This is a genomic window from Mycobacterium sp. E3247 (genome assembly GCF_001667785.1).
Classification (GTDB): Bacteria; Actinomycetota; Actinomycetes; order Mycobacteriales; family Mycobacteriaceae; genus Mycobacterium.
On record NZ_LZJG01000194.1, the window covers coordinates 1 to 25967 of the forward strand.

The 25967-nt window shown below is 68.7% G+C and carries 23 protein-coding genes; 7 read left to right on the forward strand and 16 right to left on the reverse strand.

Annotated elements, in window-relative coordinates; all coding sequences use genetic code 11:
* Positions 1–2197 (reverse strand): alpha/beta hydrolase-fold protein (locus tag A9X04_RS10295; RefSeq protein ID WP_067919968.1); only part of this gene is annotated, 2197 nt, incomplete at its 3' end.
* Positions 2198–2231: 34 nt separating this feature from the next.
* Positions 2232–3359 (reverse strand): Xaa-Pro peptidase family protein, encoded by a 1128-nt coding sequence (locus tag A9X04_RS10300; protein WP_067919970.1) that lies wholly within the window; start codon positions 3357–3359, stop codon positions 2232–2234.
* A 50-nt stretch (positions 3360–3409) separates the two neighbouring features.
* Here A9X04_RS10300 and A9X04_RS10305 point away from each other — a divergent pair, with 50 nt between their 5' ends.
* A complete protein-coding gene (locus A9X04_RS10305; protein ID WP_197509120.1) occupies positions 3410–4420 on the forward strand; it encodes a 5'-3' exonuclease in 1011 nt (336 codons plus the stop codon).
* A gap of 4 nt (positions 4421–4424) precedes the next feature.
* On the opposite strand, the gene A9X04_RS10310 is transcribed toward A9X04_RS10305, so the two are convergent.
* The 11 genes from A9X04_RS10310 to dop form a co-directional block, all read right to left on the reverse strand.
* A complete protein-coding gene (locus A9X04_RS10310; RefSeq protein ID WP_067919972.1) occupies positions 4425–5183 on the reverse strand; it encodes a DUF4333 domain-containing protein in 759 nt (252 codons plus the stop codon).
* Between the two features lie 79 nt (positions 5184–5262).
* On the reverse strand, positions 5263–8052 hold the full coding sequence (locus tag A9X04_RS10315; RefSeq protein WP_067919974.1) for an RNA helicase: 2790 nt from the start codon (positions 8050–8052) through the stop codon (positions 5263–5265).
* 19 nt (positions 8053–8071) lie between these two features.
* Positions 8072–9040, reverse strand: a complete 969-nt coding sequence (tatC, locus tag A9X04_RS10320; RefSeq protein WP_156752025.1) for a twin-arginine translocase subunit TatC — start codon at positions 9038–9040, stop codon at positions 8072–8074.
* A gap of 45 nt (positions 9041–9085) precedes the next feature.
* Complete coding sequence (tatA, locus tag A9X04_RS10325; protein ID WP_067919975.1) at positions 9086–9364, reverse strand: Sec-independent protein translocase subunit TatA; 279 nt, start codon at positions 9362–9364, stop codon at positions 9086–9088.
* 72 nt (positions 9365–9436) lie between these two features.
* Entirely contained in the window at positions 9437–10408 is a 972-nt protein-coding gene (locus tag A9X04_RS10330; RefSeq protein ID WP_067919978.1) for a YafY family protein, read from the reverse strand.
* A complete protein-coding gene (locus tag A9X04_RS10335) occupies positions 10405–11406 on the reverse strand; it encodes a YafY family protein (protein ID WP_067919980.1) in 1002 nt (333 codons plus the stop codon). The genes A9X04_RS10330 and A9X04_RS10335 overlap by 4 nt, the downstream gene beginning before the upstream one ends.
* A 205-nt stretch (positions 11407–11611) precedes the next feature.
* Positions 11612–12970 (reverse strand): Pup--protein ligase, encoded by a 1359-nt coding sequence (gene pafA / locus A9X04_RS10340; RefSeq protein ID WP_102417330.1) that lies wholly within the window; start codon positions 12968–12970, stop codon positions 11612–11614.
* Between the two features lie 184 nt (positions 12971–13154).
* Complete coding sequence (gene prcA / locus A9X04_RS10345) at positions 13155–13928, reverse strand: proteasome subunit alpha (RefSeq protein WP_067919984.1); 774 nt, start codon at positions 13926–13928, stop codon at positions 13155–13157.
* Positions 13925–14803 carry a proteasome subunit beta gene (gene prcB / locus A9X04_RS10350; RefSeq protein ID WP_067919986.1) on the reverse strand — a complete coding sequence of 293 codons (879 nt, stop codon included), beginning with the start codon at positions 14801–14803 and terminating at the stop codon, positions 13925–13927. Before prcB ends, prcA begins: the two co-directional genes overlap by 4 nt.
* On the reverse strand, positions 14800–14994 hold the full coding sequence (locus A9X04_RS10355) for a ubiquitin-like protein Pup (protein ID WP_007170369.1): 195 nt from the start codon (positions 14992–14994) through the stop codon (positions 14800–14802). Before A9X04_RS10355 ends, prcB begins: the two co-directional genes overlap by 4 nt.
* Positions 14995–15114: 120 nt before the next feature.
* The gene (dop, locus tag A9X04_RS10360; protein WP_067919988.1) at positions 15115–16623 is read right to left on the reverse strand and encodes a pup deamidase/depupylase; all 1509 of its coding nucleotides are present in this window, start codon (positions 16621–16623) and stop codon (positions 15115–15117) included.
* A 175-nt stretch (positions 16624–16798) separates the two neighbouring features.
* Between dop and A9X04_RS10365 the strand changes: the two genes are divergently transcribed.
* On the forward strand, positions 16799–17989 hold the full coding sequence (locus A9X04_RS10365) for a hypothetical protein (RefSeq protein ID WP_067919990.1): 1191 nt from the start codon (positions 16799–16801) through the stop codon (positions 17987–17989).
* 9 nt (positions 17990–17998) lie between these two features.
* Positions 17999–18640 (forward strand): hypothetical protein, encoded by a 642-nt coding sequence (locus A9X04_RS10370; protein ID WP_067919992.1) that lies wholly within the window; start codon positions 17999–18001, stop codon positions 18638–18640.
* A gap of 78 nt (positions 18641–18718) precedes the next feature.
* Here A9X04_RS10370 and arc read toward each other — a convergent pair whose 3' ends face one another.
* Entirely contained in the window at positions 18719–20548 is a 1830-nt protein-coding gene (arc, locus tag A9X04_RS10375; RefSeq protein ID WP_067920007.1) for a proteasome ATPase, read from the reverse strand.
* Between the two features lie 322 nt (positions 20549–20870).
* Here arc and A9X04_RS10380 point away from each other — a divergent pair, with 322 nt between their 5' ends.
* Both A9X04_RS10380 and A9X04_RS10385 read left to right on the forward strand, forming a co-directional pair.
* Positions 20871–21467, forward strand: a complete 597-nt coding sequence (locus A9X04_RS10380) for a hypothetical protein (RefSeq protein WP_067919993.1) — start codon at positions 20871–20873, stop codon at positions 21465–21467.
* An 8-nt stretch (positions 21468–21475) separates the two neighbouring features.
* Positions 21476–21769: a DUF503 domain-containing protein gene (locus A9X04_RS10385; protein ID WP_067919995.1), complete on the forward strand. Its 294-nt coding sequence runs from the start codon at positions 21476–21478 to the stop codon at positions 21767–21769.
* On the opposite strand, the gene trmI is transcribed toward A9X04_RS10385, so the two are convergent.
* Entirely contained in the window at positions 21766–22608 is an 843-nt protein-coding gene (gene trmI / locus A9X04_RS10390; protein ID WP_067919997.1) for a tRNA (adenine(58)-N(1))-methyltransferase TrmI, read from the reverse strand. The genes A9X04_RS10385 and trmI overlap by 4 nt on opposite strands.
* Positions 22609–22681: 73 nt before the next feature.
* Here trmI and A9X04_RS10395 point away from each other — a divergent pair, with 73 nt between their 5' ends.
* Together A9X04_RS10395 and A9X04_RS10400 are read left to right on the forward strand one after the other, a co-directional pair.
* Positions 22682–23575 (forward strand): RecB family exonuclease, encoded by an 894-nt coding sequence (locus A9X04_RS10395; protein WP_067919999.1) that lies wholly within the window; start codon positions 22682–22684, stop codon positions 23573–23575.
* Positions 23576–23797: 222 nt separating this feature from the next.
* Positions 23798–25093 (forward strand): DEAD/DEAH box helicase, encoded by a 1296-nt coding sequence (locus A9X04_RS10400; protein ID WP_067920001.1) that lies wholly within the window; start codon positions 23798–23800, stop codon positions 25091–25093.
* A gap of 20 nt (positions 25094–25113) precedes the next feature.
* Here the strand turns inward: A9X04_RS10400 and A9X04_RS10405 are convergent.
* A partial coding sequence (locus tag A9X04_RS10405) for an FAD-dependent oxidoreductase (protein ID WP_197509121.1) occupies positions 25114–25967 on the reverse strand: 854 nt, incomplete at its 5' end.

Genomic DNA, 25967 nt, shown 5'->3' on the forward strand with positions numbered 1-25967 from the left:
AAGTCGGTTCGGCCGGATGGCCGTCGAGCTGGACGCCGACCCCGGCCGGCAGCGCACTCAGCGTGATCCGCGCGGCGGTGTCCGTGGCCACCGTGATGGTCGACGCCGGCAGCGGTGCCAATCCGGCCCGCTGGACATCCACCGTGATCGCGGCGACGCCGGCGAGCCGCAGTGTCAGATACGGCAGCGGACCCACGGGCGGACCCACCCGCCAGTCCAGTTCGCTGTAGACGCCGGGGGTCGGGTCGAAGTTCAGGAGGAACCCGCGGTGATGCCGAACGGTGTGCGTCGGATCCGGGCGCGCGTACGACCGCGCGTCGACCTCGGCCACGGCCCCACGCCGCGCGGTCGCCGCGGGATCCGCGGTCAGGCCGGACAGCCACCACACCCGATGCGGCCCGATACCCAAGTCGTCGCGCACCAGTTGCGGGTGCCACGCGAACGTGATGTGCCCCGGATCTGCTTGGCGCACACCGGTTTCCATGTGGGCGATAGGGTCTTCGAACTTGTCCTGCAGCACCCAGGCGATGTGATCCTCGAACGGATACACCGTGAAGCGGTGCCGGTAGCCCAGCCGGTCGAGTTCGAGCACCTGCTCGGCGGCCGACGGGAACGGCACCAGCTCGTCGACCAGTCCGTGCGCGATCACGTAGGGCAGCCAGCGGGCGTTCACCAGCAGCTTCCAGGTATCGCCCTCGCGGGCGCACGGCGAGTCCGGGTCCAGGTCGGCCGGGATGTCGACGTCGGGAAGCAGCCGCACCCCGCACGTCGGCGGGCCGGCCAGCACGACGGCCTGCGAAAACACTTGCGGATAGGTCAATCCCAGCTTGTAGGCCGCATAGCCGCCCATCGAGTAACCGGAGATCACGGTGCGGTTGGGATCGGTGCCCAGTTGCTCGGCGACGCGCGCCCACACTTCCCAGACGTCCAACTCCCCGGTATCGAAGTACCACGTCGACGGCCCTCGGGCCAGCGGCGTGATCACCACCGAGCCGCGCACCTCGCACACCTGGTGCAGCAGGCGGGGGTCGATCGCGGCAAACTGGCTCTGCCCCAACGCAAGCGAATGCAGCAGCAGGGTGAGCGGCAGCGCCCGGCCCGGCTTGAAACTCGATGGCAGGCACACCGAATACGGCTGCACCCGGCCGAGGAACTGCGGCTTGGTGCTCAAGATGTCGTCGGCCGCCACACCTTGGCCCAGCTCGATCGAGGACACATACCAGCGCGTCGACGGGCCGGTGATCACCGGCTCGGCAGCGGTCTCGCCGGCCGCCAGCCACGCCCACTCCACGCTCACGGCGAACCTCGACACGTCGCCACCCGTCAACGCGTCGGCCTGCGCCGCGTCCGACCAGAAGTTCAGGTGCGGCGGCTCCTGCTCGTTGGTGCGGAATGCGACGTTGTACACGTTGGGTTGGCCGGGCAGCGCGCCGCGCTCGGCGGGCACGTCGGCGAACCCGTCGCCGGCCGCGTTGGCCAGCCCCGCGCCGAGCCGCACCGTCCAGGTGCCGCTCGGCTCCAACAGAGTCCGCGGCACCTGCGCCAGAAACGTTCGCGATCCCATGTCGACGCTGTGCTGCACCGGCGTCGTCGACTGGGTGGTCAGGTCGATCAGCGCGGCACCGCTGCCCGAAATCCGCAAGGCCATGTCGATTCCGGCCGAGCGCACCCCGGCCCCGGCGGGCCACTGGTCCGGCGCGGTCCGGGCCGGGTCGGTGTCGAGAGCGAACAGGGCGATGGGCACCGACGCGTCCAGCAATGTGTTCCAGTCGACCCGCCACCACGTGTGGGTTGCGGTGAGCCCGATCGCGACCCGGAAGATGTCGGCGCCGTTGCGGGCGGCGGGGCCGTCGGGATAGATGTAGGTTCCGCGCGGCGGCGCCTGCACTTTCAGGTCGCCGATCGGCAGGCCCGTCGCGCCGTGGTCGTCGTACAGAAAGTCGGTCCAAAACAGGGCCCCACCGGCCACGCGGCCCGCGCCGCAGGTGCGCGGAAACTCCTCGCCGAATGGCCAGCCCGACGGCACCGGGAGCTGGGGCTCGCGGCGCAGCGCCGCCGGGGGCACCCCCTCGGGCATTCCGTCGACAACGACCAGTTCAGCCGGCGGCGCGGGTGCCGTCGGGGCGGGATGCACCAGCGTATCGGCGATGTGGCGTGCGATGCGGATTGGAAGGAGAGTCAAATCCAGAAGTGACATCAAGGCCAACGTACGCCCCGATAAGCGCCGGATGCTATGCCACGGGCACCACGATCAGGTCGTGCGGCCGGTTGTTGACGGCCAGCGCGCCGCCTTCGGTCACCACGACGATGTCCTCGATGCGGGCGCCCCAGCGGCCCGGGAAGTAGATGCCCGGCTCGACGGAGAACGCCATGCCCGCGGCCAGCGGCAGGTTGTTGCCCGTGACGATGTAGGGCTCCTCATGGACGGACAACCCGATGCCGTGACCGGTGCGGTGCACGAAAGCCTCCGCTAGCCCGGCGTCGGCCAGCACGTCGCGCGCGGCCGCGTCGACTTGCTCGGCCGTCACGCCCGGACGCACGGCGTCGACGGCCGCGCGCTGCGCCCGCTGCAGGATCGAATATTGCTGTGCAACTTCGGGATCCGGCTCGCCAATGCTGTAGGTGCGGGTCGAGTCGGAGTTATATCCCGGCTCGTAGGCGCCCCCGATGTCGACTACGACGATGTCGCCGACTTGCAGTTCGCGATCCGAGTAACCATGGTGCGGGTCGGCGCTGTGCGGCCCGGAACCGACGATGATGAACGCCACCTCCGAATGGCCTTCGGCCACAATCGCTTCCGCAATGTCGGCGGCCACGTCGGCCTCCGTCCGGCCCGGGACCAAGAACTCCGGCACCCGGGCGTGCACCCGATCGATGGCCGCGCCGGCTTTGCGCAGCGCGTCTGTCTCGCATTCCTCCTTGACCATGCGGAGCGTGCGCATCACGTTCGTCGCCAGCACGGGCAGCACGCCGAGCGCACCCGCCAGCGGCAGCAGGTGCAGCGCCGGCATGGAGTCGGTGACGGCGGTCGCGGCGGGAACCCCGCCCAACGCGGCGCCCACCAATTGGTACGGGTCGTCCCCGTCGACCCAATCCCGCACCGCCAGACCCAGTTCCGCAATGGCCGACCCCTTGAGCGAGGCCAGCTCCAGCCGCGGCACCACCACCGTGGGGCCACCGGAGGCCGGCAACACCAGCGCGGTGAACCGCTCGAGGGTCTGGGCGCGCGACCCGACGAGGTAACGCAGGTCGTAGCCCGGGGTGATGACCAGGCCGGACAACCCCGCCTCCGCGGTCGCGTCGGCCGCCGCTTTCAGGCGGCGGGCATACACCCCGGTGGCGAACCGATGAGAGTCCATGGCAGCCAGGCTAACCCGGTCGACGTTCGGCGGCGTGAGACCATACCGGCATGACCAGACCCTCAGGTACCAGCGGCGACCCGCAGCGCCCGGCTTCGCCGCGCTCGCGATCGCCGCTAGTGCTGCTCGACGGGGCCAGCATGTGGTTCAGGTCGTATTTCGGGGTGCCCTCCTCGATCACCGCGCCCGACGGCCGGCCCGTCAACGCCGTGCGGGGATTCATCGATTCGATGGCCGTGGTGATCAACCAGCAACGCCCCAGCCGGCTGGTGGTGTGCCTGGACCTGGATTGGCGGCCGCAGTTCCGGGTGGACCTGGTCCCGTCCTACAAGGCGCATCGCGTCGCGGAGGCAGAGCCGGCCGGCGAACCGGACATCGAAGAGGTCCCCGACGACCTCACGCCGCAGATCGACATGATCATGGAGTTGCTGGACGCGTTCGGCATTCCGACCGCGGGCGCCGAAGGGTTCGAGGCCGACGATGTGCTGGGCACGCTGGCCGCCCGCGAACGTCGTGACCCGGTGGTCGTGGTCAGCGGCGACCGCGACCTGCTGCAGGTGGTGTCCGACGACCCGGTCCCGGTCCGGGTGTTGTACCTCGGCCGTGGGCTGACCAAAGCCACCCTGTTCGGGCCCGCGGAAGTCGCCGACCACTACGGCGTGCCGCAGCACCGTGCGGGGCCCGCCTACGCCGAGTTCGCACTGATGCGCGGCGACCCGTCCGACGGCCTGCCCGGCGTGCCGGGCGTCGGCGAAAAGACCGCGGCAACCCTGCTGGCCCAGCACGAGTCGCTCGAACAGATCCTGGCGGCCGCCCGCGACCCGAAATCGAAGATGGCCAAGGGTGTGCGCTCGAAACTGCTGGGCGCCAACGACTACATCGAGGCCGCCGGACAGGTGGTGCGGGTTGCCACCGACGCGCCCGTCAGCCTCTCGACCGCAACCGACGCGCTACCGCTGGCGGCCGACGACCCGCAGCGCACCGCCAAGCTGGCGACATCACTGGGCGTCGGGTCCTCGATCGCCCGGCTGCAAAGGGCGCTCGACGCGCTGCCGGAGTAACCGACTACTGCGGCCTGCCCACCTCGTAGGTGCCCTTGTTGTCCTGGAAGGTCACCGTCACGTGCTTGGGGGCGCCGTCGATGCTGACGTCGCAGTCGAACGTCGCACCCTTCTTGACGGTCGGATTCTGGCCGTGGTTGCACTTGACGTTTTGGACGTTCTTGGCGCCGTAGCCGTTGGTCTCGTCCGACAGCACCTGCTGCACACCGGCCTGCGCCTTGTTCACGTCCAGCTTGGTGGTCACGAAGAAACCGGGCTGCCAAAAGCCCAGCACCAGGACGACCGCGATGAGCAGGAAGGCGATCACGCCGCCCACGCCCAGGATCACCCCCGTCGACCGCTTCTTGGCCGGCTGCTGGTCGTAGGGCGGGTACTGCTGCGGGTACTGGCCCGGCTGACCGTACTGGCCCGGCTGACCGTACTGGCCTGGCTGCCCATACTGGCCGGGCTGCGCGTACTGCCCGGGCTGACCGTACTGGCCCGGCTGGCCGTATTGACCCGGCTGACCGTACTGGCCCGGTTGCGCGTACTGCCCGGGCTGACCGTAGCCGGGCTGCTGCGGGTATTGCTGCGGGTACGCCTGCTCGGTCGGTTGTTGGTACTGCGGGTAGTCGGCGGGCGGCGTATACGCCGGGGCCTGCCACGTGGCCTCCTGGCCCGGCTGCTGCTGCCAGGGCGAACCGGCCTGGGTCGGCTCGGAGGACTGATCGCTACCCTGGCCCGGCGGTTGCCACTGCTGCTCCGGTCCCTGCGGTCCGCTCATCGTCTCTCCTCAGCCCCTTATGTCTTGGCATGAACTATCGGCGTTGTCGTTTCCGGATCTACGGTAGCTCCGGCTCAGCCTACCCGGCGTCAACAGCGACGACGCCGCGCCGAACGTCATTGATGGCGCGCTTGGCGGTGGCCCGCAACTCGGCGTCCGGGGCGGCGTTGCGGACCTGGTCCAACAGGTCGAGCACCTGGCGACACCAGCGCACGAAATCCCCCGCCAACAGGGGCGAGCCGGTGCCGACCGGGTCGACGGCCGCCAGCGCCGCCGCCAGGTCCCCGGTCTTGGCCCACCGATAGATGACGTTGACGAACCCGTCGTCGGGTTCCCGGCTGAGCGTGATCCGGTGCGTCTGCTCGTCGGAGCGCAGCGCATACGACAGCCGCGACGTTTGCTGCAGCGCTTGCCTCACCCGCTGAGTCGGGGCTTCGGCGGCGAACGCCGCCCGCGGGCCCTCGCCGCCCCTGGTTTCGTACAGCACCGCCGACACCACCGCCGCCAGCTCGGGCGGCTTCAGGTCGGCCCACGCGCCGGTGCGCAGGCATTCGGCAACCAGGAGGTCGCTCTCGCTGTAGATGCGGGCCAGCAGCCGGCCGTCATCGGTGACGTGGGGATCGGTGTCCGGGCCTTGGATGAAGCCGCGCTCGGTGAGCAGGCCGACGATGCGGTCGAACGTGCGCGCCAGCGAATTCGTCGCTGCGGCAACCTTTTTCTCCAGTTGCGCGTTGTCGCGTTCGATGCGCAGGTAGCGCTCGGCCTGCCGGACCTGGGTCTCGAGGCCGGGGCTGTTGTGCGACGGGTGCCGGCGCAGTTCGTCGCGCAAGGACGCCAGCTCCGGGTCCTGAAATGCGCCGTCGTGGTCGCCGCGCCCGCCGCGGCGCCGGGACGGAATCGCCAGCCCGGCGGCCGCCGACCGCAGCGCCGACGCCAAATCACGCCGGACCCGCGGCTGGCGGTGCTCGACCCGCTTGGGCAAGGGCATCGAGCCGACCGGAGCCGACGCTCCCGGGTAGTCGGCCGTCGAAATCCGTCCCGCCCAGCGGTTTTCGGTGAGCACCAGTGGTCGGGGGTCCTCGCCGTCGCGGGCCGATTCCAGTACCACCGCCAGCCCGCCGCGCCGGCCTTGGGTGATGTTGATGATGTCGCCGCGCCGCAGCGCGGCCACCGCATCGCTGGCCGCCTGGCGTCGGTGCAGCCGCGATGCACGGGACTGGGCGCGCTCCAGCTCGGAGATGCGCGCCCGCAGGCGGGCGTAGTCGAGAACGGGCGCCTGTGGGCCGCCCAGCTCGCCGGCGATCTCGGCGAGCATCGCGGTGCCGCGCTCGATGCCGCGGACCAGGCCGACGACCGAGCGGTCGGCCTGATATTGGGCGAACGACTGCTCCAGCAGCCGATGCGCCTGCTCGGGGCCCATCTGCTGGACCAGGTTGATCGTCATGTTGTAGGACGGAGCGAACGAGCTGCGCAGCGGGAAGGTGCGGGTGGAGGCCAGGCCCGCGACCGCGGCCGGCTCGGTGTTCTCGTCGGTGGGGTTCCACAGCACCACCGCGTGGCCTTCGACGTCGATGCCGCGCCGCCCGGCGCGCCCGGTCAGCTGCGTGTACTCCCCCGGCGTCAGCGGCATGTGTTGCTCGCCGTTGAACTTCACCAGCCGTTCGAGCACCACCGTCCGGGCGGGCATGTTGATGCCGAGCGCCAGGGTCTCGGTGGCGAACACGGCCTTCACCAGCCCTGCCGTGAACAGTTCCTCGACGGTGTGCCGGAACACCGGCAACATTCCGGCGTGGTGGGCCGCCAGCCCGCGTAGCAATCCCTCCCGCCACTCGTAGTAGCCGAGCACCGCCAGGTCGGCGTCGGCGAGATCGCCGCACCGGTGCTCGATCACCTCGGCGATCTGAGCCCGTTCCTCCTCGGTGGTCAGGCGAAGCGGCGAGCGCAGGCACTGCTGGACGGCCGCGTCGCAGCCGGCGCGGGAGAACACGAACGTGATCGCCGGTAGCAGCCCCTCGGAGTCCAGGGTCGCGATCACATCGGCCCGACCGGGCGGCCGGTAGAAACGCGGCCGGTCTGGGGCGCCGCGGCCGCCGCCACGCCTTCCCGCCTCCCGACGGGGACCACGCCAGTCCGACATCCGGTCCGCCTCCCGGCGGTGCGCGATATGGCGCGCCAGCTCGGGATTGACCCGCGCCTCACGTCCGGCGCCCGGCTGCTCGCCGGCTTCCGCGTTGCGGTAGTCGAACAAGTCGAAGAGCCGCTTCCCCACCAGCACGTGCTGCCACAGCGGTACGGGCCGGTGCTCGTCGACCACCACGGTCGTATCGCCCCGCACGGTCTGGATCCAGCCCCCGAATTCCTCGGCATTGCTCACCGTCGCCGACAGGCTGACCACCCGCACGTCGTCGGGCAGGTGCAGGATCACTTCCTCCCACACCGGGCCGCGCATCCGGTCGGCCAGGAAATGCACCTCGTCCATCACCACGTAGGAAAGCCCTTGCAGCGCAGGCGAATCGGCGTAGAGCATGTTGCGCAGCACCTCGGTGGTCATCACCACCACGGGAGCGTCGGCGTTCACCGACATGTCGCCGGTCAACAGGCCGATCCGGTCACGGCCGTAGCGTGCGGTCAGGTCGGTGTGCTTCTGGTTGCTCAGCGCCTTGAGCGGCGTGGTGTAGAAGCACTTCCCGCCCGCGGCCAGCGCCAGGTGCACGGCGAATTCGCCCACCACTGTCTTGCCGGCGCCGGTCGGCGCGCACACCAGCACGCCGTGCCCTCGTTCCAGCGCCGCGCACGCCCGCCGCTGGAAGCCGTCCAGCGCGAAAGGCAGCTCCGCGGTGAACCGGGTCAGTTCGACGAGGTCCACCACGTCCTGCGGGGCTGACGGTTCAGGTGACATCGTCATGCTGGCCGGCGGTGTACGACGGCTCCGGAACCGGCCGCTCGACGGGCGTCGGCGGCTCGATGACCGACGCCTCGTCGTCGGGGATCACGGTCTGGGCTTCGCGCTTGGCCTTCCGCCGGTCGTGCAGGCGGGCGATCTGGATGGCGAACTCGAGCAACACCGACAGCGCCACGCCCAGGGCGGTCATCGAAAACGGGTCGGAACCGGGCGTGAAAACGGCGGCGAACACGAACATCGCGAAGATCAGGCCACGCCGCCAGGACTTGAGCCGCTCATACGGCAGCACACCGGTCATGTTGAGCATGACGATCAGCAACGGGAATTCGAAGCTGACCCCGAAGACCACCAACAGGTTGATCAGGAAACCGAAGTAGCGGTCGCCGGACAGCGCGGTCACCTGCACGTCGCTGCCGACCGTCAGCAGGAAGCTCAATGCCTTGGACAGCACGAAATAGGCCAGCACCGCACCGGCGACGAACAGCACCGCCGCGGGGACCACGAATCCGACCGCGAAGCGGCGCTCCTTCTGGTACAGGCCCGGCGTGATGAAGGCCCACAGCTCGTAGAACCACACCGGACACGCCAGCACGACCCCGGCGGTCAGCCCGACCTTGAGCCGCAGCATGAACTGGTCGAACGGCGCCGTGGCCAGCAGCCGGCATTGACCGTCGGCGCTGATGCTGGCGCGTGCGGATTGCGGCAGCGAACAGTAGGGGTGGCGCAGCCACTCGCCCAGGCTTTCCAGCCCGAAGATCGAATGCGAGTACCAGACGAACCCGAAAATCGTGGTGATCAGGATGGCGGCCAACGACAGCAGCAATCGGGTGCGAAGCTCGGTCAGGTGGTCGACGAGCGACATCGTCGCGTCGGGGTTGGTGCGGCTGCGCCTGTTACGCGGGTTGAGGCGCCTCAGCACGCCGGCAGTGCGCGCTGAAACCTTGAAACCTTTCACGACGCTCGTTCAGTGGCGTTCGGGCACCGCGACGATGATGGCGGGCTAAGCCGGGCGTGCTTCAGAGTGCCCCTGCTCGGGGGCCGCCGGAGCGTCGACCCGCTGCGACTGCACGGGAGTGGGGTTGGCCGCGGAGGGGGCGTTGTTCGTGTCCAACGCGGACGGCTCCGCTTTGTTCTCGCTCTGCATTTCGCGCAGCTCAGACTTGAAGATGCGCATCGACTTGCCCAACGAACGTGCTGCATCGGGGAGCTTCTTGGCACCAAAAAGCAGGATCACCACCACCGCGAGGATCGCCCAGTGCCACGGACTAAGACTGCCCACTTTGATTACCTCCAGACGTCTACCCGATGCTACCGCAGTGCGGCCATGGACCGGGCCGCCCGCGCCGTGGCCTCAGGGGGCAAGCGCCTGATAGGACTCGCACGCCGCCGCCGCGGCACCCCGTACACGTCGTGCGAGCGACTCCGGTTCAAGCACCCGCACGGCTGACCCGAAACCCAGCACCAGACGCGTCATCCAGTCCTCCGAGGCATAGGTCATCACCGCCTCACAGGATCCGTCCGCCAGCTCCCGCACGTCTCGCATCGGGTAGTACTCGAACATCCACGACGCCGAGGGCGCGACCCGGAGCGTGGCCGACGGCAGGGAGGGATCGCCGTCGAACAGCGACGTGTCCGGCGGCGCCTGGACGGCCAGTTCGGGTGCGGCCGCCGGCTCCTCCAACTCGGTGGCGTCGACGATCCGGTCGAACCGGAACAGCCGAACCCCGTCGGCCTCGCGCGACCAAGCCTCCAGGTAGCTGTGTCCGCCGATCAGCAGCACCCGGATGGGGTCGACGATCCGGCTCGTCAGGGTGTCATGCGAGGCGGAGTAGTAGTCGAGGGCGAGCGCGTGTCCGGCCTGCACGGCAGTGCGCACCGCGGCCGCGGCGCGACTCTCCGCGGGTGCTTGTTGATTGACCGCCGCCGCCGATCCGGTGGCGTCATGGCCGACGGCGCCGGCCGCGTCCTCAATCTTGGCGATCGCACTGCGCGCCGCTTCGGGATCGACCACACCGGGAATGTCGGCGAGCGCCCGCAGGGCCACCAGCAGGCCCGTAGCCTCCGGCGACGTGAGCTTGAGCGGCCGGTCGATCCCCGCCGAGAACGTCACCTCGATGGTGTCGCCGGAGAACTGGAAGTCGATCAGGTCGCCTGGGTAATAGCCGGGCAGGCCGCACATCCACAACTGGTTGAGGTCCTCTTCCAGTTGCTTGGCGGTGACGCCGAGGTCGGCAGCGGCCTTGGCGCGCGTGACCCGCGGGTTGGCCTGGAAGTACGGCACCATGTTGAGCAGCCGGATGAGGCGGGTGGACACGGGTGTCATCCGGGTGACACCTCCAGATGAGCGCGCAGCCGGGCCAGCACGTCCTCGCGCAGTGACTGCGGTTCGAGCACGACGGCGTCGGGCCCGTAGCCGGCGATGTCGCGCGCCAGCCGGTCGCTGGACCCGATGTCGATTTCGATCACCTCGCCGTCGCGGCCGGCCAGTTCCCGCGCGCCGGTGGTCCTCCCGGCGCGCCGCAGCGCGGTGGCCCGCCCGTCGGCGACCCACACGCGCGCCTGCCCGCCGGTCGGGGTCTCGGCGATCGTGCGGGCCACGATCTGGCGCAGGTCCACACCCTCGGGCACGACGACCGCCCCGGGCGGACCGATCGGCCTGACCTCGGAGCCGATCCGCGAGAGCCGGAACGTGCGGGTGGCGTCGCGGTCGCGATCGTGTCCCACCAGATACCAGCGTCCCTTCTGGGTGACGACGCCCCACGGCTCGACGGTGCGCATGCTGTACGGCTCGGCGCGCGACGGCCGGTGCGGGAACTGCACCGCCTGCCGGGAATCGATGGCCGACAACAGGATTCCGAGCACGTCTTCCGACCCGCGCAAACCCGGCACGCCGGCCGGCGAGGCGATGGCCACCGGCGCCCCCATCTCCATGGGGTCGACGTCCACCCCGGCGGCGCGCAGCTTGAGCAGAGCTCCCTGGGTGGCGGTGACCAGCTCTGGCGATTCCCACAGTTGTGTCGCGACGGCGACCGCGGCCGCCTCGTCGGCGGTGAGCTCGACGGGCGGGAGCGAGTAGGCGTCGCGGTTGATTCGGTAGCCCTCGGTGGGCTCCGCGGCCGACGCCCTGCCGACCTCGAGCGGGATGCCCAGATCACGCAGCTCGTTCTTGTCGCGCTCGAACATGCGGGAGAACGCCTCGGCGCTGGGGCTTTCCGCGTAACCGGCGACGCTGGACCTGATCTTCTCCGCGCTGATATACCCGCGGGTGGACAGCAGGGCGATGACGAGGTTGACCAACCGCTCGACTTTCGAGGTTGCCATTCGCACCAGGTTATAACCGGTACCCCGCCGGCGCCTGCACCGGTTAGCGAGTCGCAGGACTCACATTCGCCCCATCAGTCACCAGTGAGCAAGCACTGCCGCCCTGGCAAACGTGATAGCACCGGCGCTATCACATTCGCGCGGCGAGCATGGCCCGCCAGGGCGGGGCTGATGTGACGGATGGGGCCAGCGGGGAGCGACAAGGCTACATGCTGGCGATCAGCCGCTTGACCCGCTCGTCGACCGCACGGAAGGGGTCCTTGCACAGGACGGTGCGCTGGGCCTGGTCGTTGAGCTTGAGGTGGACCCAGTCGACGGTGAAGTCACGGCCCGCGGCCTGGGCGGCGCTGATGAACTCGCCGCGCAGCCGGGCGCGGGTGGTCTGCGGCGGGTGATCGACTGCCTCGGCGATCTCCTCGTCGGTGGTGACCCGCGCCGCGAGCCCCTTGCGCTGCAGCAGGTCGAACACGCCCCGCCCCCGCTTGATGTCGTGGTAGGCCAGGTCCAGCTGGGCGATCTTCGGATCGGACAGCTCCATGTTGTAGCGGTCCTGGTAGCGCTGGAACAGCCTGCGCTTGATCACCCAGTCGATCTCGGTGTCGACCTTGGCGAAGTCCTGGCTTTCGACGGCGTCGAGCTGGCGGCCCCACAGATCGACTACCTGCTCGATCTGGGCGTTGGGCTCCCGAGTCTGCAGGTGTTCGACGGCGCGGCTGTAGTACTCGCGCTGGATGTCGAGCGCGCTGGCCTGACGCCCGCCGGCCAGCCGGACCGGCCGCCGTCCGGTGATGTCGTGGCTGACCTCGCGGATGGCGCGGATGGGGTTGTCCAGCGAGAAGTCACGGAAGGGGACGCCTGCTTCGATCATCTCCAGCACCAGTGCGGCCGTCCCCACCTTGAGCATGGTGGTGGTCTCGCACATGTTCGAGTCGCCGACGATCACGTGCAACCGCCGGTACTTCTCGGCGTCGGCGTGCGGCTCGTCGCGGGTGTTGATGATCGGCCGGCTACGGGTGGTCGCCGACGAGACGCCCTCCCAGATGTGCTCGGCGCGTTGGGACAGGCAGAACGTCGCCGCCTTGGGGGTCTGCAGCACCTTCCCGGCCCCGCAGATCAGCTGGCGGGTGACCAGGAACGGCAGCAGCACGTCGGAGATCCGGGAGAACTCACCGGCCCGCACGATCAGGTAATTCTCGTGGCAGCCGTAGGAGTTGCCCGCCGAATCGGTGTTGTTCTTGAACAGGTAGATGTCGCCACCGATGCCCTCGTCGGCGAGCCGCTGCTCGGCGTCGATCAGCAGGTCCTCGAGCACCCATTCACCGGCCCGGTCATGCGTGACCAGCTGCACCAGGCTGTCGCACTCGGCCGTCGCATACTCGGGATGACTGCCCACGTCGAGATACAGGCGGGCGCCGTTGCGCAGGAAAACGTTGGAGCTGCGCCCCCAGGACACGACGCGCCGAAAGAGATAGCGGGCTACCTCATCCGGGGATAGGCGACGGTGTCCGTGGAAAGTGCAGGTGACACCGAACTCGGTCTCGATGCCCATGATTCGCCGCTGCACGTAATCGAGGGTACTGGTTGTCGGACCGAGACGGTGCGGAAGCCGCGCCTACGGGTCCCGACGAGTTTCACGACGTCCCGCCCTCGGCGGCCACGCCGGGGTTGCCAGCAACGCCGGCGTCGTCGTGTCAAGCCGAGCGTTTCGCCCTCAGCGAACACAACGGGGCGTGCCGAATCGGCCCGATTCAGCCCGCGGAGTCGCCGTTGGAGTCGGGCGCTTCGCCGTTGGTTTCCGGCTGTATCGAATCGCCCTCGTGCAGCAAGCTTTCCAGGGTGGCCCGGTTGATCCGCCGGAACGCCCGTCGCGGCCGGCTGACGTCGAGGATCGCGACCTCCAGGCTACCCACGTCCGGGGAGGGCTGATCTCCGCTGGATCCGTCCCCACTGCCGGCCCGCAACGCCTTCACGGCGATCTGCGTCGCGTCGCGCAGGTCGGCGTTCTCGGCGTAGGACTCCTTGAGCGCGGTGGTGATCGGCTCGGTGGTACCGCCCATCACCACGAAATGCGGCTCGTCGGCGATGGACCCGTCGTAGGTGATCCGGTACAGCTCAGGCGGTTTCGACTCGCCGTAGTGCGCTACCTCGGCGACGCACAATTCGACCTCGTAGGGCTTGGCCTGCTCGGTGAAGATGGTGCCCAGGGTCTGCGCGTAGACGTTGGCCAGCTGGCGGCCCGTGACGTCGCGGCGGTCGTAGGCGTAGCCCCGGGTGTCGGCGAACTGGATCCCGCCGCGGCGCAGATTGTCGAACTCGTTGAACTTGCCGGCGGCCGCGAAGCCCACGCGGTCATACAGCTCGCTGATCTTCTGCAAGGACCGCGACGGGTTCTCCGCCACGAAGAGCACACCACCGGCGTAGACCAGCGCCACCACGCTCTTGCCGCGGGCGATGCCTTTGCGGGCGAGCTCGCTGCGCTCGCGCATCGCCTGCTCGGGCGATATGAAATACGGGAAGCTCACTTCTCACCGCCGTCGGGGCCGAAAGTGTCTGCGCGCGAGCGACTTTGGATGACCTCGCGGGCCAATTCGGCGATCCGGCTCTCGGGCACCTCGGCCGCACCCTCGGCGCCGATGGTGACCGCCGTCGGGTAGATACCGCGAACCAGGTCGGGCCCGCCCGTGGCTGAGTCGTCGTCGGCGGCGTCGTAAAGCGCCTCCACCGCCACCCGCACCGCGGAATCGGCATCGACGACCCTCGAGTACAACTTCTTCATGGACGACTTGGCGAAGATGGACCCCGAGCCCACCGACTGATAGCCCTCTTCTTCCAGGTTCCAGCCGCCGGCGGCGTCGAACGACACGATCCGGCCGGCGCCCTCGGGATCGGCCGCGTCGATGTCATAGCCCGCCAGCAGCGGCAGGGCCACCAGCCCCTGCATCGCGGCGGCCAGGTTGCCGCGCACCATGATCGCGAGCCGGTTCACCTTTCCGGCAAACGTGAGCGGCACACCCTCGAGCTTCTCGTAGTGCTCGAGTTCCACCGCGTAGAGGCGGGCGAATTCGACGGCGATGGCCGCGGTGCCCGCGATACCCGTGGCGGTGTAGTCGTCGGTGACGTACACCTTTTTCACGTCGCGCCCGGCGATCATGTTGCCCTGGGTGGAGCGCCGGTCCCCCGCGATGACCACGCCACCGGGGTATTTCAGGGCGACGATGGTGGTGCCATGCGGCAGCTGGGAACCCGCCCCATCGGCGTGCGCGCCGCCGCTGAGGCCGGCCGGCAGCAGTTCCGGCGCCTGGCGGCGCAAAAAGTCAGCAAAAGATGACAGGTCTACGGCGGAATTTGCCGGGAGTGCAGAGTTAGTGGACAGGCGATCGGAGAAGGGCCAGCTCACTGTCCGCCCTTTTGGACGTATGCCCGGACGAAATCTTCGGCGTTCTCTTCGAGGACGTCGTCGATCTCGTCGAGCAGATCGTCGGTGTCCTCGGCGAGCTTCTCGCGGCGCTCTTGACCCGCGGCCGTGCTGTCGGCGAAGTCGTCGTCGTCGCCACCACCACCGCCACGCTTGGTCTGCTCTTGAGCCATCGCCGGCCTCCTGCTTCATCTGAACTTGTTCAGCGGCTTGCTGGGTTCCTCAGAGCCGCGCTGCCCGCTGGTATTTCTCTACCCTACCGGTCAACCCCGACGTTCCCCGGTCTAACCGGCTTAGCTGGTGAGTTGTTCCACCAGTTCGGCGGCGCTGTCCACCGAGTCCAGCAGCGCTCCGACGTGCGCCTTGCTGCCGCGCAGCGGCTCCAGCGTCGGAATGCGTACCAGCGAGTCGCCGCCCAGGTCGAAGATCACGGAGTCCCAGCTGGCCGCGGCGATGTCGGCGCCGAACCTGCGCAGGCACTCGCCGCGGAAGTACGCGCGCGTGTCGGTCGGCGGGTTGTCCACCGCCTCGAGCACCTGGTGTTCGGTGACCAGACGCTTCATCGAACCCCGGGCGACGAGCCGGTTGTACAGGCCCTTGTCCAGCCGAACATCGGAATACTGCAGGTCGACGAGGTGCAGCCGCGGCGCCGACCAGCTCAGGTTCTCCCGCTGCCGGAAACCCTCGAGCAGGCGCAGCTTGGCGGGCCAGTCGAGCACCTCGGCGCATTCCATCGGGTCGCGCTCGAGTTGGTCGAGCACGTGCGCCCAGGTCTGGACGATGTCGGCCGCGCGGGGATCGGGGTCGCGGCTGTCGACCAGCTTCGCCACCCGGTCGAGGTAAATCCGTTGCAAGGCAAGGCCGGTCAGTTCCCGGCCGTCGGCCAGGGCCACGGCGACCCGCAGCGAAGGGTCGCGGCTGATCGCGTGGACCGCATGCACCGGGCGGGCCAGGACGAGGTCGCTCAGGTCGATCCCGTGTTCGGGGCCGACTTCGATCAGGTCGAGCACCAGCGCCGTGGTGCCCAGTTTCAGGTAGGTCGACGTCTCGGCGAGGTTGGCGTCGCCGATGATGACGTGCAGTCGGCGGTACCGGTCGGCGTCGGCGTGCGGTTCGTCGCGGGTGTTGATGATGCCGCGCTTGAGCGTGGTCTCCAGGCCGACCTCGACCTCGATGTAGTCGGAGCGCTGGGACAGCTGGAAGCCGGGCTCGTCACCGGAGGGCCCGATGCCGACCCGCCCGGAGCCGGTCACCACCTGCCGGGACACCAGGAAAGGGGTCAGGCCGGCGATGATGGACGAGAACGGCGTCTGCCGCGACATCAAGTAGTTCTCGTGCGCGCCGTACGAGGCGCCCTTGCCGTCGACGTTGTTCTTGTACAGCTGCAGCTTGGCGGCCCCGGGCACGCTGGCGACGTGCCTGGCGGCGGCCTCCATGACCCGCTCGCCGGCCTTGTCCCAGATCACGGCGTCCAGCGGGTCGGTGCACTCGGGCGCCGAGTATTCGGGGTGGGCATGGTCGACGTAGAGCCGCGCCCCGTTGGTCAAGATCATGTTGGCGGCGCCGACCTCGTCGGCGTCGACCACCGGTGGCGGGCCGGCCGAACGACTCAGATCAAAACCGCGGGCGTCCCGCAGCGGTGATTCCACCTCGTAGTCCCAGCGGGTGCGCTTCGCGCGCTGGATGCCGGCCGCGGCGGCGTAGGCCAGGACCGCTTGTGTCGAGGTGAGGATCGGGTTGGCCGTCGGGTCCGACGGCGATGAAATGCCGTACTCGACCTCCGTCCCGATAATCCGTTGCATGTCCTAAGCGTAGGCCCGCCGACGATGCGCCCCGTGCGGCGGGGCGTTGAGAAGGCGGGCAATCCAGCTCCGCCCGCCGACGATGCGCCCCGTGCGGCGGGGCGGGCAACCGACGGATGTTTGCAGTCGCTCAACGCCCAGCGCAGGGGACTTGCCCGCCGTAGGGTGAGCCGGCATGGACCTAACTCTGCGCCGCTCGCCGCGCCGCCGGGGTTCGGCGAGCGGCGCGGCTGAAAGCTGGTTCCTGGAGCGGGGTTTGCCGTCCGTTTTGACCAGGCGGGCCCGGTGGCGGCGGCTGTGGCCGCGCTCGGCGCCCATGCTGGCGGCGTATGCGACGCTGCAGGCCTGCATCCTGCCGGTGTACCTGATCACCGGCGGTCACGACGTCGAGATCAGCGGTACCCCAACGACTTCCGAACTGGTCGTGCTGGTGATCGTCGGCCTCGTCCTCCCGCTGATGGCCCTCGTGGGCTGGCTGGTGTCCCGGTCGCGAAACGGCCGGGCACGCGCGGCGATCGCGACAGCGTCCGTTCTGTTCGCGGCCGGCGTCGGGGTGACGACCGCGGACGCCGCGCAACTGCAGCAGGACGCCGCCGTGATCGCCGTCGTGCTGATCCTGACCGGCCTCGGCGTCGGCTCGGTGGTCGGCTGGGCGGTGCGCATGATGCTGTCGCACTTCGCCATGGTGGGCGCGCTGGCGGTCCGGGCACTGCCGGTCGTGCTGCTGACCGCGTTGGTGTTCTTCAACACCTACGTCTGGTTGATGGCCGCGACGATCAGCGGGAACCGGCTGGGGCTGGCCATGGCCTTCCTCGTCGCCATCGCGGCCGCCTTCGTCGTCTCCGCCACGGTGGAACGGGTCCGCCCGATGCTGAAATCGACGGCGGCCCTGCCCGCAGAGACCGAACACCTCGCCGGCACGCCGTTCGCGGCCATGCCGGACGCCACGGACTGCGCACCGCTGAGGAAAGCCGAACGCCTCAACGTCGTCTTCGTTCTGGCCGCCTCCCAACTGGCGCAGATCCTGGTGGTGGCGGTGGTCACCGCCGCGATCTACCTGATCCTGGGGCTGATCGTGCTCAGCCCCGAACTGCTCAACGAATGGACTCACACCTACAAGAGCACCGCGACGGTATTGGGATTCACACTGCCGGTTGCGGATTCGCTGGTGCACATGTGCCTGTTCCTCGGCGCGCTGACCTTCATGTACATCAGCGCCCGCGCAGCCGGCGACGCCGAGTACCGCTCCACCTTCCTGGACCCACTGATCGAGGACCTGCACACGACGCTGATCGCGCGCAACCGCTACCGTGGCGCCGCCGCGCCGCCCGCGCGTGCTGTTGACGGCACCGACGGCAGTGACTAACTTCACCGTGTGTCCGCCCCCCAATCCGACCACGTCGGCAAACACGCGCTCGATCTGGTAGGTAAACGCTACGGCGAAGTGCTGCTGGTAACCGCCGGCGAAGCCGGTCCGCAGGCAACGGTCTACAACAGCTTCCCGCTCAACGACTGCCCCGCCGACCTGTGGTCCGCGCTCGACCCACACGCCATCGCCGCCGAAAACGGTGTGGCCGCAGCCTTGCTGAACGGTCCCCGGTACTGGCTGATGAACGCCATCGAAAAAGAAACCCAGGGTCCGCAGGTGACGAAAACCTTCGGCGGGATCGAAATGATCCAGCAGGCCACGGTTCTGCTCTCGTCGATGAATCCGGCGCCATACATCCCCAACAAGGTCAACCGCCACACGGTGTTCGTCTTCAACGCCGGCGAACAGATCTTCGAGCTCATCGATCCGCAGGGACAGCGCTGGGTGATGCAGACCATGAGCCAGGTCGCCGACCCCAATCTGACGCGGGACGACCTGCCACGGCTTGCCGACCGTCTCGACCTGCCCGCCGGGTGGACCTACCAGCCGCGAGTGCTCACCGAGGAGCTGCGGGTGGACACCAGGAGCAGGGCGGCCCAGGTCCTGCAGGACAACCTGACCAACAGCTACTCGCTGGTGAGCGCCTGACCCCTGGCAGTACAGGGCCGGCACTCGAACCGTGGCGCGCGGTGCGCCCGGTTCGAGTGCCGGCGTGGCTGAACGGCCTTACAGGTACTGGCCGAGGTTGGATTCCGTGTCGATGGCCCGCGACGCGCTCGAGCTCTTGCCGGTGACCAGGGTGCGGATGTAGACGATCCGCTCGCCCTTCTTACCCGAAATCCGCGCCCAGTCATCGGGGTTGGTGGTGTTGGGCAGGTCCTCGTTCTCGGCGAACTCGTCGACGATCGAGTCGAGCAGGTGCTGGATGCGCAGACCCGGCTGCCCGGTCTCGAGCACCGACTTGATCGCGTTCTTCTTCGCCCGGTCCACGACGTTCTGGATCATCGCCCCGGAGTTGAAGTCCTTGAAGTACATGACTTCCTTGTCACCGTTGGCGTAGGTGACCTCCAGGAACCGGTTGTCGTCGATTTCGGCGTACATCCGCTCGACGACCTTCTCGATCATCGCCTTGATGCAGGCGCTGCGGTCCCCGCCGAACTCGGCGAGGTCGTCGGCGTGCAGCGGCAGCGTCTCGACCAGGTACTTCGAGAAGATGTCTTGCGCCGCTTCGGCATCGGGCCGCTCGATCTTGATCTTCACGTCCAGGCGGCCGGGCCGCAGGATCGCCGGGTCGATCATGTCCTCGCGGTTGGAGGCGCCGATCACGATGACGTTCTCGAGGCCCTCGACCCCGTCGATCTCGCTCAGCAGCTGCGGGACGACGGTGGTCTCGACGTCCGACGAGACGCCGGTGCCGCGGGTGCGGAAGATCGAGTCCATCTCATCGAAGAACACGATCACGGGCGTACCTTCGGACGCCTTCTCCCGCGCGCGCTGGAAGATCAGCCGAATGTGACGCTCGGTCTCGCCGACGAACTTGTTCAGCAGTTCGGGGCCCTTGATGTTGAGGAAGTAGGACTTCGCCTCGCGCGCGTCATCGCCACGCACCTCGGCCATCTTCTTGGCCAGCGAGTTCGCCACCGCCTTGGCGATCAACGTCTTCCCACAGCCCGGCGGACCGTACAGCAGCACGCCCTTGGGCGGGCGCAACGCGTACTCCCGGTACAGCTCCTTGTGCAAGAAGGGCAGCTCCACGGCGTCGCGGATCTGCTCGATCTGCCGGGTCAGGCCGCCGATGTCGGAGTAGCTGACGTCGGGCACCTCTTCGAGGACCAGGTCTTCGACCTCGGCCTTGGGAATGCGTTCGAACGCGTAGCCCGCCTTGGTGTCGACCAGCAACGAGTCGCCCGGCCGCAGCTTGCGCGGGCGGCTGTCGTCGTTGAGCGCGTCGGGGTGCCCATCCGGGAGGTCCTCGGCGACCAGCGGCTCGGCGAGCCACACGATGCGTTCCTCGTCGGCGTGGCCGACGACCAGCGCCCGGTGCCCGTCGGCGAGTAGCTCGCGCAACGTCGAGATCTCGCCGACCGATTCGAACGTGCCGGCCTCGACCACGGTCAGCGCCTCGTTGAGGCGAACCGTCTGGCCCTTCCGCAGCAAGGAGACGTCGATGTTCGGTGAGCAGGTCAAGCGCATCTTGCGACCGGAGGTGAACACGTCGACCGTGTCGTCCTCGTGTGTACCCAGCAACACGCCGTAGCCACTCGGCGGCTGCCCCAGCCGATCGACTTCCTCCCTCAGCGCAAGTAGTTGCTGGCGCGCTTCTTTGAGCGTCTCCATCAACTTCGAGTTCCGGGCCGCCAGCGAGTCGATCCGGGCTTCGAGCTGATGCACATCACGTGCCGACCGGGTGCCGCCCTGCGTCCCGGCTGCGTGCTCGAGTTGCTCGCGCAGCAACGCTGCCTCGCGGCGTAGTTCTTCCAACTCGGCAGCATCGCCGCTGGACATGCCTGACTCGTGGGGGATACCGAATGATTCAGAACGCTCTGAGCCACCCATGTTGCGCTCCTTTCCCACACCTAATTGGCGCGGTGGATACTTCAAAGCTACCGGCGATTGGCCAATGATGTGCGGAGTCAAATACCCACGAAAAGTTAAGATTTTCGTCACGCTGGTAATCTCGGCCACTAATCTCGCTGATCGAAAGGGCCCTAGGAGGTGGCAGAGTGACCGCAAAAAGCCTCGCCACGGGCTTGGTCGGCACGACCGGCGCCGGCGTGGCGACCGCGAGTGTGAGTTCAGTTGCACCCGTTGGCCCCACCGCGCGGCGGGCACCCGCTTCGGCGAGCGCCCCTACCCCGCGACCGGCCTGATCGACTGGATGCACCGGCACCTGCGCGCGACCTTGAGTGCCGCCGCCGTCGTGGTGGCGGTCGGGATCTCGGGATGCCCGTCGCATCAACAACCCAGAATCGCCTCCTCCGCGCCCGCTGCGGCACCGGCCACGTCGAGCACCGTTGTCGTCTCTCCGACTACCCCGCTGCCGCCGCCCGAAGCCCTTACCGACATCTTGGCCCGGCTCGCCGACCCGAACGTACCCGGCATCAACAAGGTGAGTCTGGTCGAAGGCGCGACCCCCGAGAGCGCAGGCAGCCTGGACAAGTTCACCAACGCGTTGCGCGACAACGGCTACCTGCCCATGACCTTCGTCGCGCACGACATCGCCTGGTCGGACAAGACCCCCGCGGACGTGGTGGCGGCGATCGACGTCAACACGGCCCAGCCCGCTAACGGCAGCTTCCACTTCCCCATGGAATTCACGCCCTTTCAAGGCGGTTGGCAGTTGTCCCGGCGAACCGCCGAGATGCTGTTGACACTGGGCAACTCGCCGGCGGTGCCGCCGCCGTCCAACCCTCCCCCGGCTCCGGCGCCCGCTCCCGAGCCGGCCCCTGTTCCGGCCCCGAGCCCGCCCGGTTGAGCCGCGGCATGTGGGTCGGCTGGCTCGAATTCGACGTGTTGCTGGGCGACGTCCGATCGCTCAAACAGAAACGGTCGGTGATCCGCCCCGTGGTCGCCGAACTGCGACGCAAGTTCAGCGTGTCGGCGGCGGAGACGGGTTCACCCGAGCTGTATCGACGGGCGGGAATCGGGGTGGCCACGGTGTCCGGTGACCGCAGCCATGCGGTCGACGTTCTCGACGCGGCCGAACGGCTGGTGGCCGCGCATCCGGAGTTCGAGCTGCTCTCGGTGCGCCGGGGGCTGCAGCGCAGCGACGACTAGCCGTCGCGGCCCTCGCGCTTGCGCCCCAACGGCGCCGGCGCGACCACGCCGGGCGCGAGCCGCCGCGTAAAAACCAGAAACGCGGTGTGCCCGCGCATCGAATGCTGGGGCCGGACTGCCAGGCCGACCACGTTCCAGCCGCGTTGCAGCGTCTCCCACGACCGCGGCTCGGTCCAGCACTGCTGCGCCCGCAGCGCCTCCACGACCCGCGACAGCTGGGTCACGGTCGCGACGTAGACCATCAGCACCCCGCCGGGAATCAGCAGCCGCGAGACCGCGTCGAGCACCTCCCAGGGGGCCAGCATGTCGAGCACGGCGCGGTCGAAGGAGCCGTCGGGCATGTCCGAGTCGGCGACGTCGCTGACTATCAGCTCCCAGTTCTCCGGCGCCCCGGCGAAGAACACCGACACATTGCGGCGGGCGTGTTCGGCGTGATCGGCGCGCTGTTCGTAGGAGACCACCCGCCCGCCGGGCCCCACCGCACGCAGCAGCGAGCAGGTCAGCGCACCCGAACCCGCCCCGGCCTCGAGGACGCGGGCGCCCGGGAAGATGTCGCCTTCGTGCACGATCTGCGCGGCGTCCTTGGGGTAGATGACCTGGGGGCCCCTGGGCATCGACATGATGTAGTCCACCAGCAGCGGGCGCAGCACCAGAAAGGGTGCGCCGTTGCTGGACTTGACCACACTGCCCTGCTCGAGCCCGATCAGCGCATCGTGGGCGATCGAGCCGCGATGGGTGTGAAACTCCGCGCCGGGCGTGAGCGACATCGTGTAGTGCCGGCCCTTGGCATCGGTGAGCTGGACGCGTTCCCCGACGGTGAACGGGCCGGTTGCGGACACGCCGTCTAGCGTGCCAGCCGACTCGCCGCGGGCGGTGCCCGGGGTTGTCGGCACCCGGTTCTACGCTGCGGGCATGACCGACCAACTGCAGGAGAGCGTGCGGTCGAGACCGGCGCTGTCGCCGTCGCGGGCGGCCGACTTCAAGCAGTGCCCGTTGCTGTACCGCTTTCGCGCGATCGACCGCTTGCCCGAGGCGCCGTCGGCCGCCCAGCTGCGCGGCTCGGTGGTGCATGCCGCCCTGCAGCACCTCTATGGGCTGCCCGCCGCGCAGCGCGATCCCGACACCGCCCTGTCGCTGCTCGAACCGGCCTGGGACCACGTGATCGCCTCGGCGCCCGACCTGGCCGGTGAGTTCGATCCCGAGCAGCGGGGCCAGCTGCTGGCCGAGGCACGCGCGCTGCTGTCCGGCTACTACCAGCTCGAGGACCCGACCCGCTTCGATCCGCAATGCTGCGAGGAGCGCGTGGAGGTCGAGCTCGCCGACGGCACGCTGCTGCGCGGATTCATCGACAGGATCGACGTCGCCGCTACCGGGGAGCTGCGCGTGGTCGACTACAAGACCGGCAAGGCGCCGCCGGCCGCGCGGGCCCTGGCGGAGTTCAAGGCGATGTTCCAGATGAAGTTCTATGCGGTGGCCCTGCTGCGCACGCGCGGCGTGCCGCCCACCCGGCTGCGACTGATCTATCTTGCCGACGGGCAGGTGTTGGATTACTCGCCGGACCACGACGAGTTAGTGCGCTTCGAGAAAACCCTGATGGCGATCTGGCGCGCCATCCAATCCGCGGGCCAGACGGGCGATTTCCGCCCCAGCCAGTCGCGGCTGTGCGACTGGTGCCCACACCGGCAGCATTGCCCGCTGTTCGGTGGTACACCGCCGGCCTACCCCGGCTGGCCGGATCATGCACGCTCGCAAGGGGTTTCGCACCGGCCAGAGCCCGCGGCGGGACACCTGCTCCCAGCGGTTTGACCGCCCGTGAAGCGCCCGGGCTGCGCATGCGGTAGGCTCTTGTCAACGTTGGCCGCCAAACGGCTTGCCAGCACGTCGTGATCGATTCGTTATTTCTTCTCAGATCCCCGCGGGGCGCCGAGTCCGAGATGACCAGGTGCGCACCGCACAGCCTCGAGTCGCGGCGATCGATGTTGCCAGCAAGGCAATCTCGCTACCACCGATGCTTAGGGACAATGAAACATGCTTGAAGACACCACTTTTGCTCACCTCGGGGTGAGCCAGCCGTTGATTGACGCGCTCGCCAAGCGCGGCGCTCACCGGCCGTTTCCCATCCAGATCGAGACACTGCCGGACACGCTGGCAGGCCGTGACGTGTTGGGCCGCGGCAAGACCGGCAGCGGCAAGACGCTCGCATTCTCGATTCCGCTGGTGAGCCGCCTCGACGCCGGAAATCGGCGCCCGGCCAGGCCGACCGGGCTGGTGTTGGCGCCCACCCGGGAACTGGCGACGCAGATCGCCGCGACCATCGAGCCGCTTGCCGCGGTACGGGGTCTGCGCGTGGTCACGATCTTCGGCGGGGTGCCGCAACACAGGCAGGTCGCCGCGCTCAAGTCGGGAATCGATATCGTCGTCGCCTGCCCCGGGAGGCTCGAGGATCTGATGAAGCAACGCCTTGTCAGTTTGGACGCGGTGCAGGTGACGGTCATCGACGAGGCCGACCACCTCGCCGATCTGGGCTTCCTGCCCACCGTCACCCGCATCCTGGCGGCCACCCCCGCGAGGGGGCAGCGGATGCTCTTCTCGGCCACACTCGACGCGGCGGTCGACACCCTGGTGAAGCGATTCCTCACCGACCCGGTGACCCGATCGATCGCCGAACCAAAGTCCGTGACTCCCGCGATGACGCACCACCTGTTCTGCGTCGACGGGCCGCAGGCGAAAAGGGATTTGGTACACCGGCTGGCCGCAGGGGAATCCCGGCGAATCCTCTTCATGCGGACCAAGCACCAGGCGCGGAAGCTGGCCCGCCAGCTCACCCAGTCGGGTATCGCGTCGGTCGAGCTGCACGGCAACCTGTCCCAGTCGGTGCGCGACCGCAACCTGGCGGCGTTCGCGGAGGGTCGCGCCCGGGTGCTGGTGGCGACAGACATCGCCGCACGCGGCGTACACGTGGACAACGTCGAACTGGTGGTCCACGTCGACCCGCCCGCGGAGCACAAGGCTTACCTGCATCGATCCGGCCGCACGGCCCGGGCCGGCGCCTCCGGTGACGTGGTCACCATCGCGCTGCCCGAGCAACGCCGCGACACCGAATCGATGATGCGCAAGGCGGCCATTCGCGCCGTCCCCCAGCAGGTCACCGCGGCCTCCCCCGTCATCCACAACCTGGCCGGCCGGCCCGCGCCCCGCGAGGCCGTCGCGCCCGTGCCGGTGGCGGCGCGTCGGTCCGGTCCGACCCCGGTTGCACCCCACGGTCCGACGGCGGGGCGCAGCAGGCGGCGCCGGTCCCGTCGGCCGGCACCCACCGCGCGCTAGATTGACGGTGGCGATCGCCACTAGTCCCCTAGCGGTGTCATCTCCTGCAGCATGGTGGGAACGAGTTCGCTGACGGTGGGATGGATGTGCATGGTCCGCGCCAGCGTCGTGTAGGGCGCCTTCGCCGACATGACGTCGAGGATGGCGTGAATCGCTTCGTCACCACCGACGCCGAAGATGGCCGCTCCCAGGATCTCCCGCGTGTCGGCATCGACCACGACCTTCATGAAGCCTTGCGTCTCACCCTTTTCCACCGCCCGGCCGACTCGTGTCATGGGCCGCTTACCAACCAGCGCCTTGCGGCCCGATGCGCGGACTTGGTCGACGGTCATGCCCGCGCGCCCCAGCGGAGGGTCGATGTAGAGCGCATAGGCGGTGATGCGGTCGCTCACGCGCCGCGGGTCGCCGTCGAGCAGGTTGGCGGCAACGATCTCGAAATCGTTGTAGGAGGTGTGGGTGAAGGCCCCCTTACCGTTGCAGTCCCCCATCGCCCAAATGTGCTCGACGTTCGTCTTGAGTTGGTCGTCGACCACGATGTAGCCACGGGCGTCGGTTTGCACGCCGGCAGCTTCCAGCCCCAAATCGTCGGTGTTGGGCCGCCGGCCCACGGCCAGTAGCAGGTGACTCCCGGCGATGGGGACGGCGCCCGCGCGCGGCGTGAGCTCGAACCCGCTGTCGGTCTTATTGATTCGCACGTCATCGGCGCCGACGACGACGTCGATGCCCTCGTCCTCCAGGATGTCCCGGACGGTGGCGGACACGTCCTCGTCTTCCCGCGACGCCAGGCGCGCACCCCTCTCGACCACCGTCACCCGGGCCCCGAAGCGCCGGTACATCTGCGCGAACTCCAGCGCGATGTAGCTGCCGCCGAGGA

What these genes read in the sequence shown, in the direction of transcription:
- A9X04_RS10300 (WP_067919970.1), bottom strand. Translation starts at nt 3,359, where the DNA reads ATGGACTCTCATCGGTTCGCCACCGGGGTGTATGCCCGCCGCCTGAAA.
- A9X04_RS10305 (WP_197509120.1), top strand. Translation starts at nt 3,410, where the DNA reads ATGACCAGACCCTCAGGTACCAGCGGCGACCCGCAGCGCCCGGCTTCG.
- A9X04_RS10310 (WP_067919972.1), bottom strand. Translation starts at nt 5,183, where the DNA reads ATGAGCGGACCGCAGGGACCGGAGCAGCAGTGGCAACCGCCGGGCCAG.
- A9X04_RS10330 (WP_067919978.1), bottom strand. Translation starts at nt 10,408, where the DNA reads ATGACACCCGTGTCCACCCGCCTCATCCGGCTGCTCAACATGGTGCCG.
- A9X04_RS10335 (WP_067919980.1), bottom strand. Translation starts at nt 11,406, where the DNA reads ATGGCAACCTCGAAAGTCGAGCGGTTGGTCAACCTCGTCATCGCCCTG.
- A9X04_RS10355 (WP_007170369.1), bottom strand. Translation starts at nt 14,994, where the DNA reads ATGGCTCAAGAGCAGACCAAGCGTGGCGGTGGTGGTGGCGACGACGAC.
- dop (WP_067919988.1), bottom strand. Translation starts at nt 16,623, where the DNA reads ATGCAACGGATTATCGGGACGGAGGTCGAGTACGGCATTTCATCGCCG.
- A9X04_RS10365 (WP_067919990.1), top strand. Translation starts at nt 16,799, where the DNA reads ATGGACCTAACTCTGCGCCGCTCGCCGCGCCGCCGGGGTTCGGCGAGC.
- arc (WP_067920007.1), bottom strand. Translation starts at nt 20,548, where the DNA reads ATGGGTGGCTCAGAGCGTTCTGAATCATTCGGTATCCCCCACGAGTCA.
- A9X04_RS10380 (WP_067919993.1), top strand. Translation starts at nt 20,871, where the DNA reads ATGCACCGGCACCTGCGCGCGACCTTGAGTGCCGCCGCCGTCGTGGTG.
- A9X04_RS10385 (WP_067919995.1), top strand. Translation starts at nt 21,476, where the DNA reads ATGTGGGTCGGCTGGCTCGAATTCGACGTGTTGCTGGGCGACGTCCGA.
- A9X04_RS10395 (WP_067919999.1), top strand. Translation starts at nt 22,682, where the DNA reads ATGACCGACCAACTGCAGGAGAGCGTGCGGTCGAGACCGGCGCTGTCG.
- A9X04_RS10400 (WP_067920001.1), top strand. Translation starts at nt 23,798, where the DNA reads ATGCTTGAAGACACCACTTTTGCTCACCTCGGGGTGAGCCAGCCGTTG.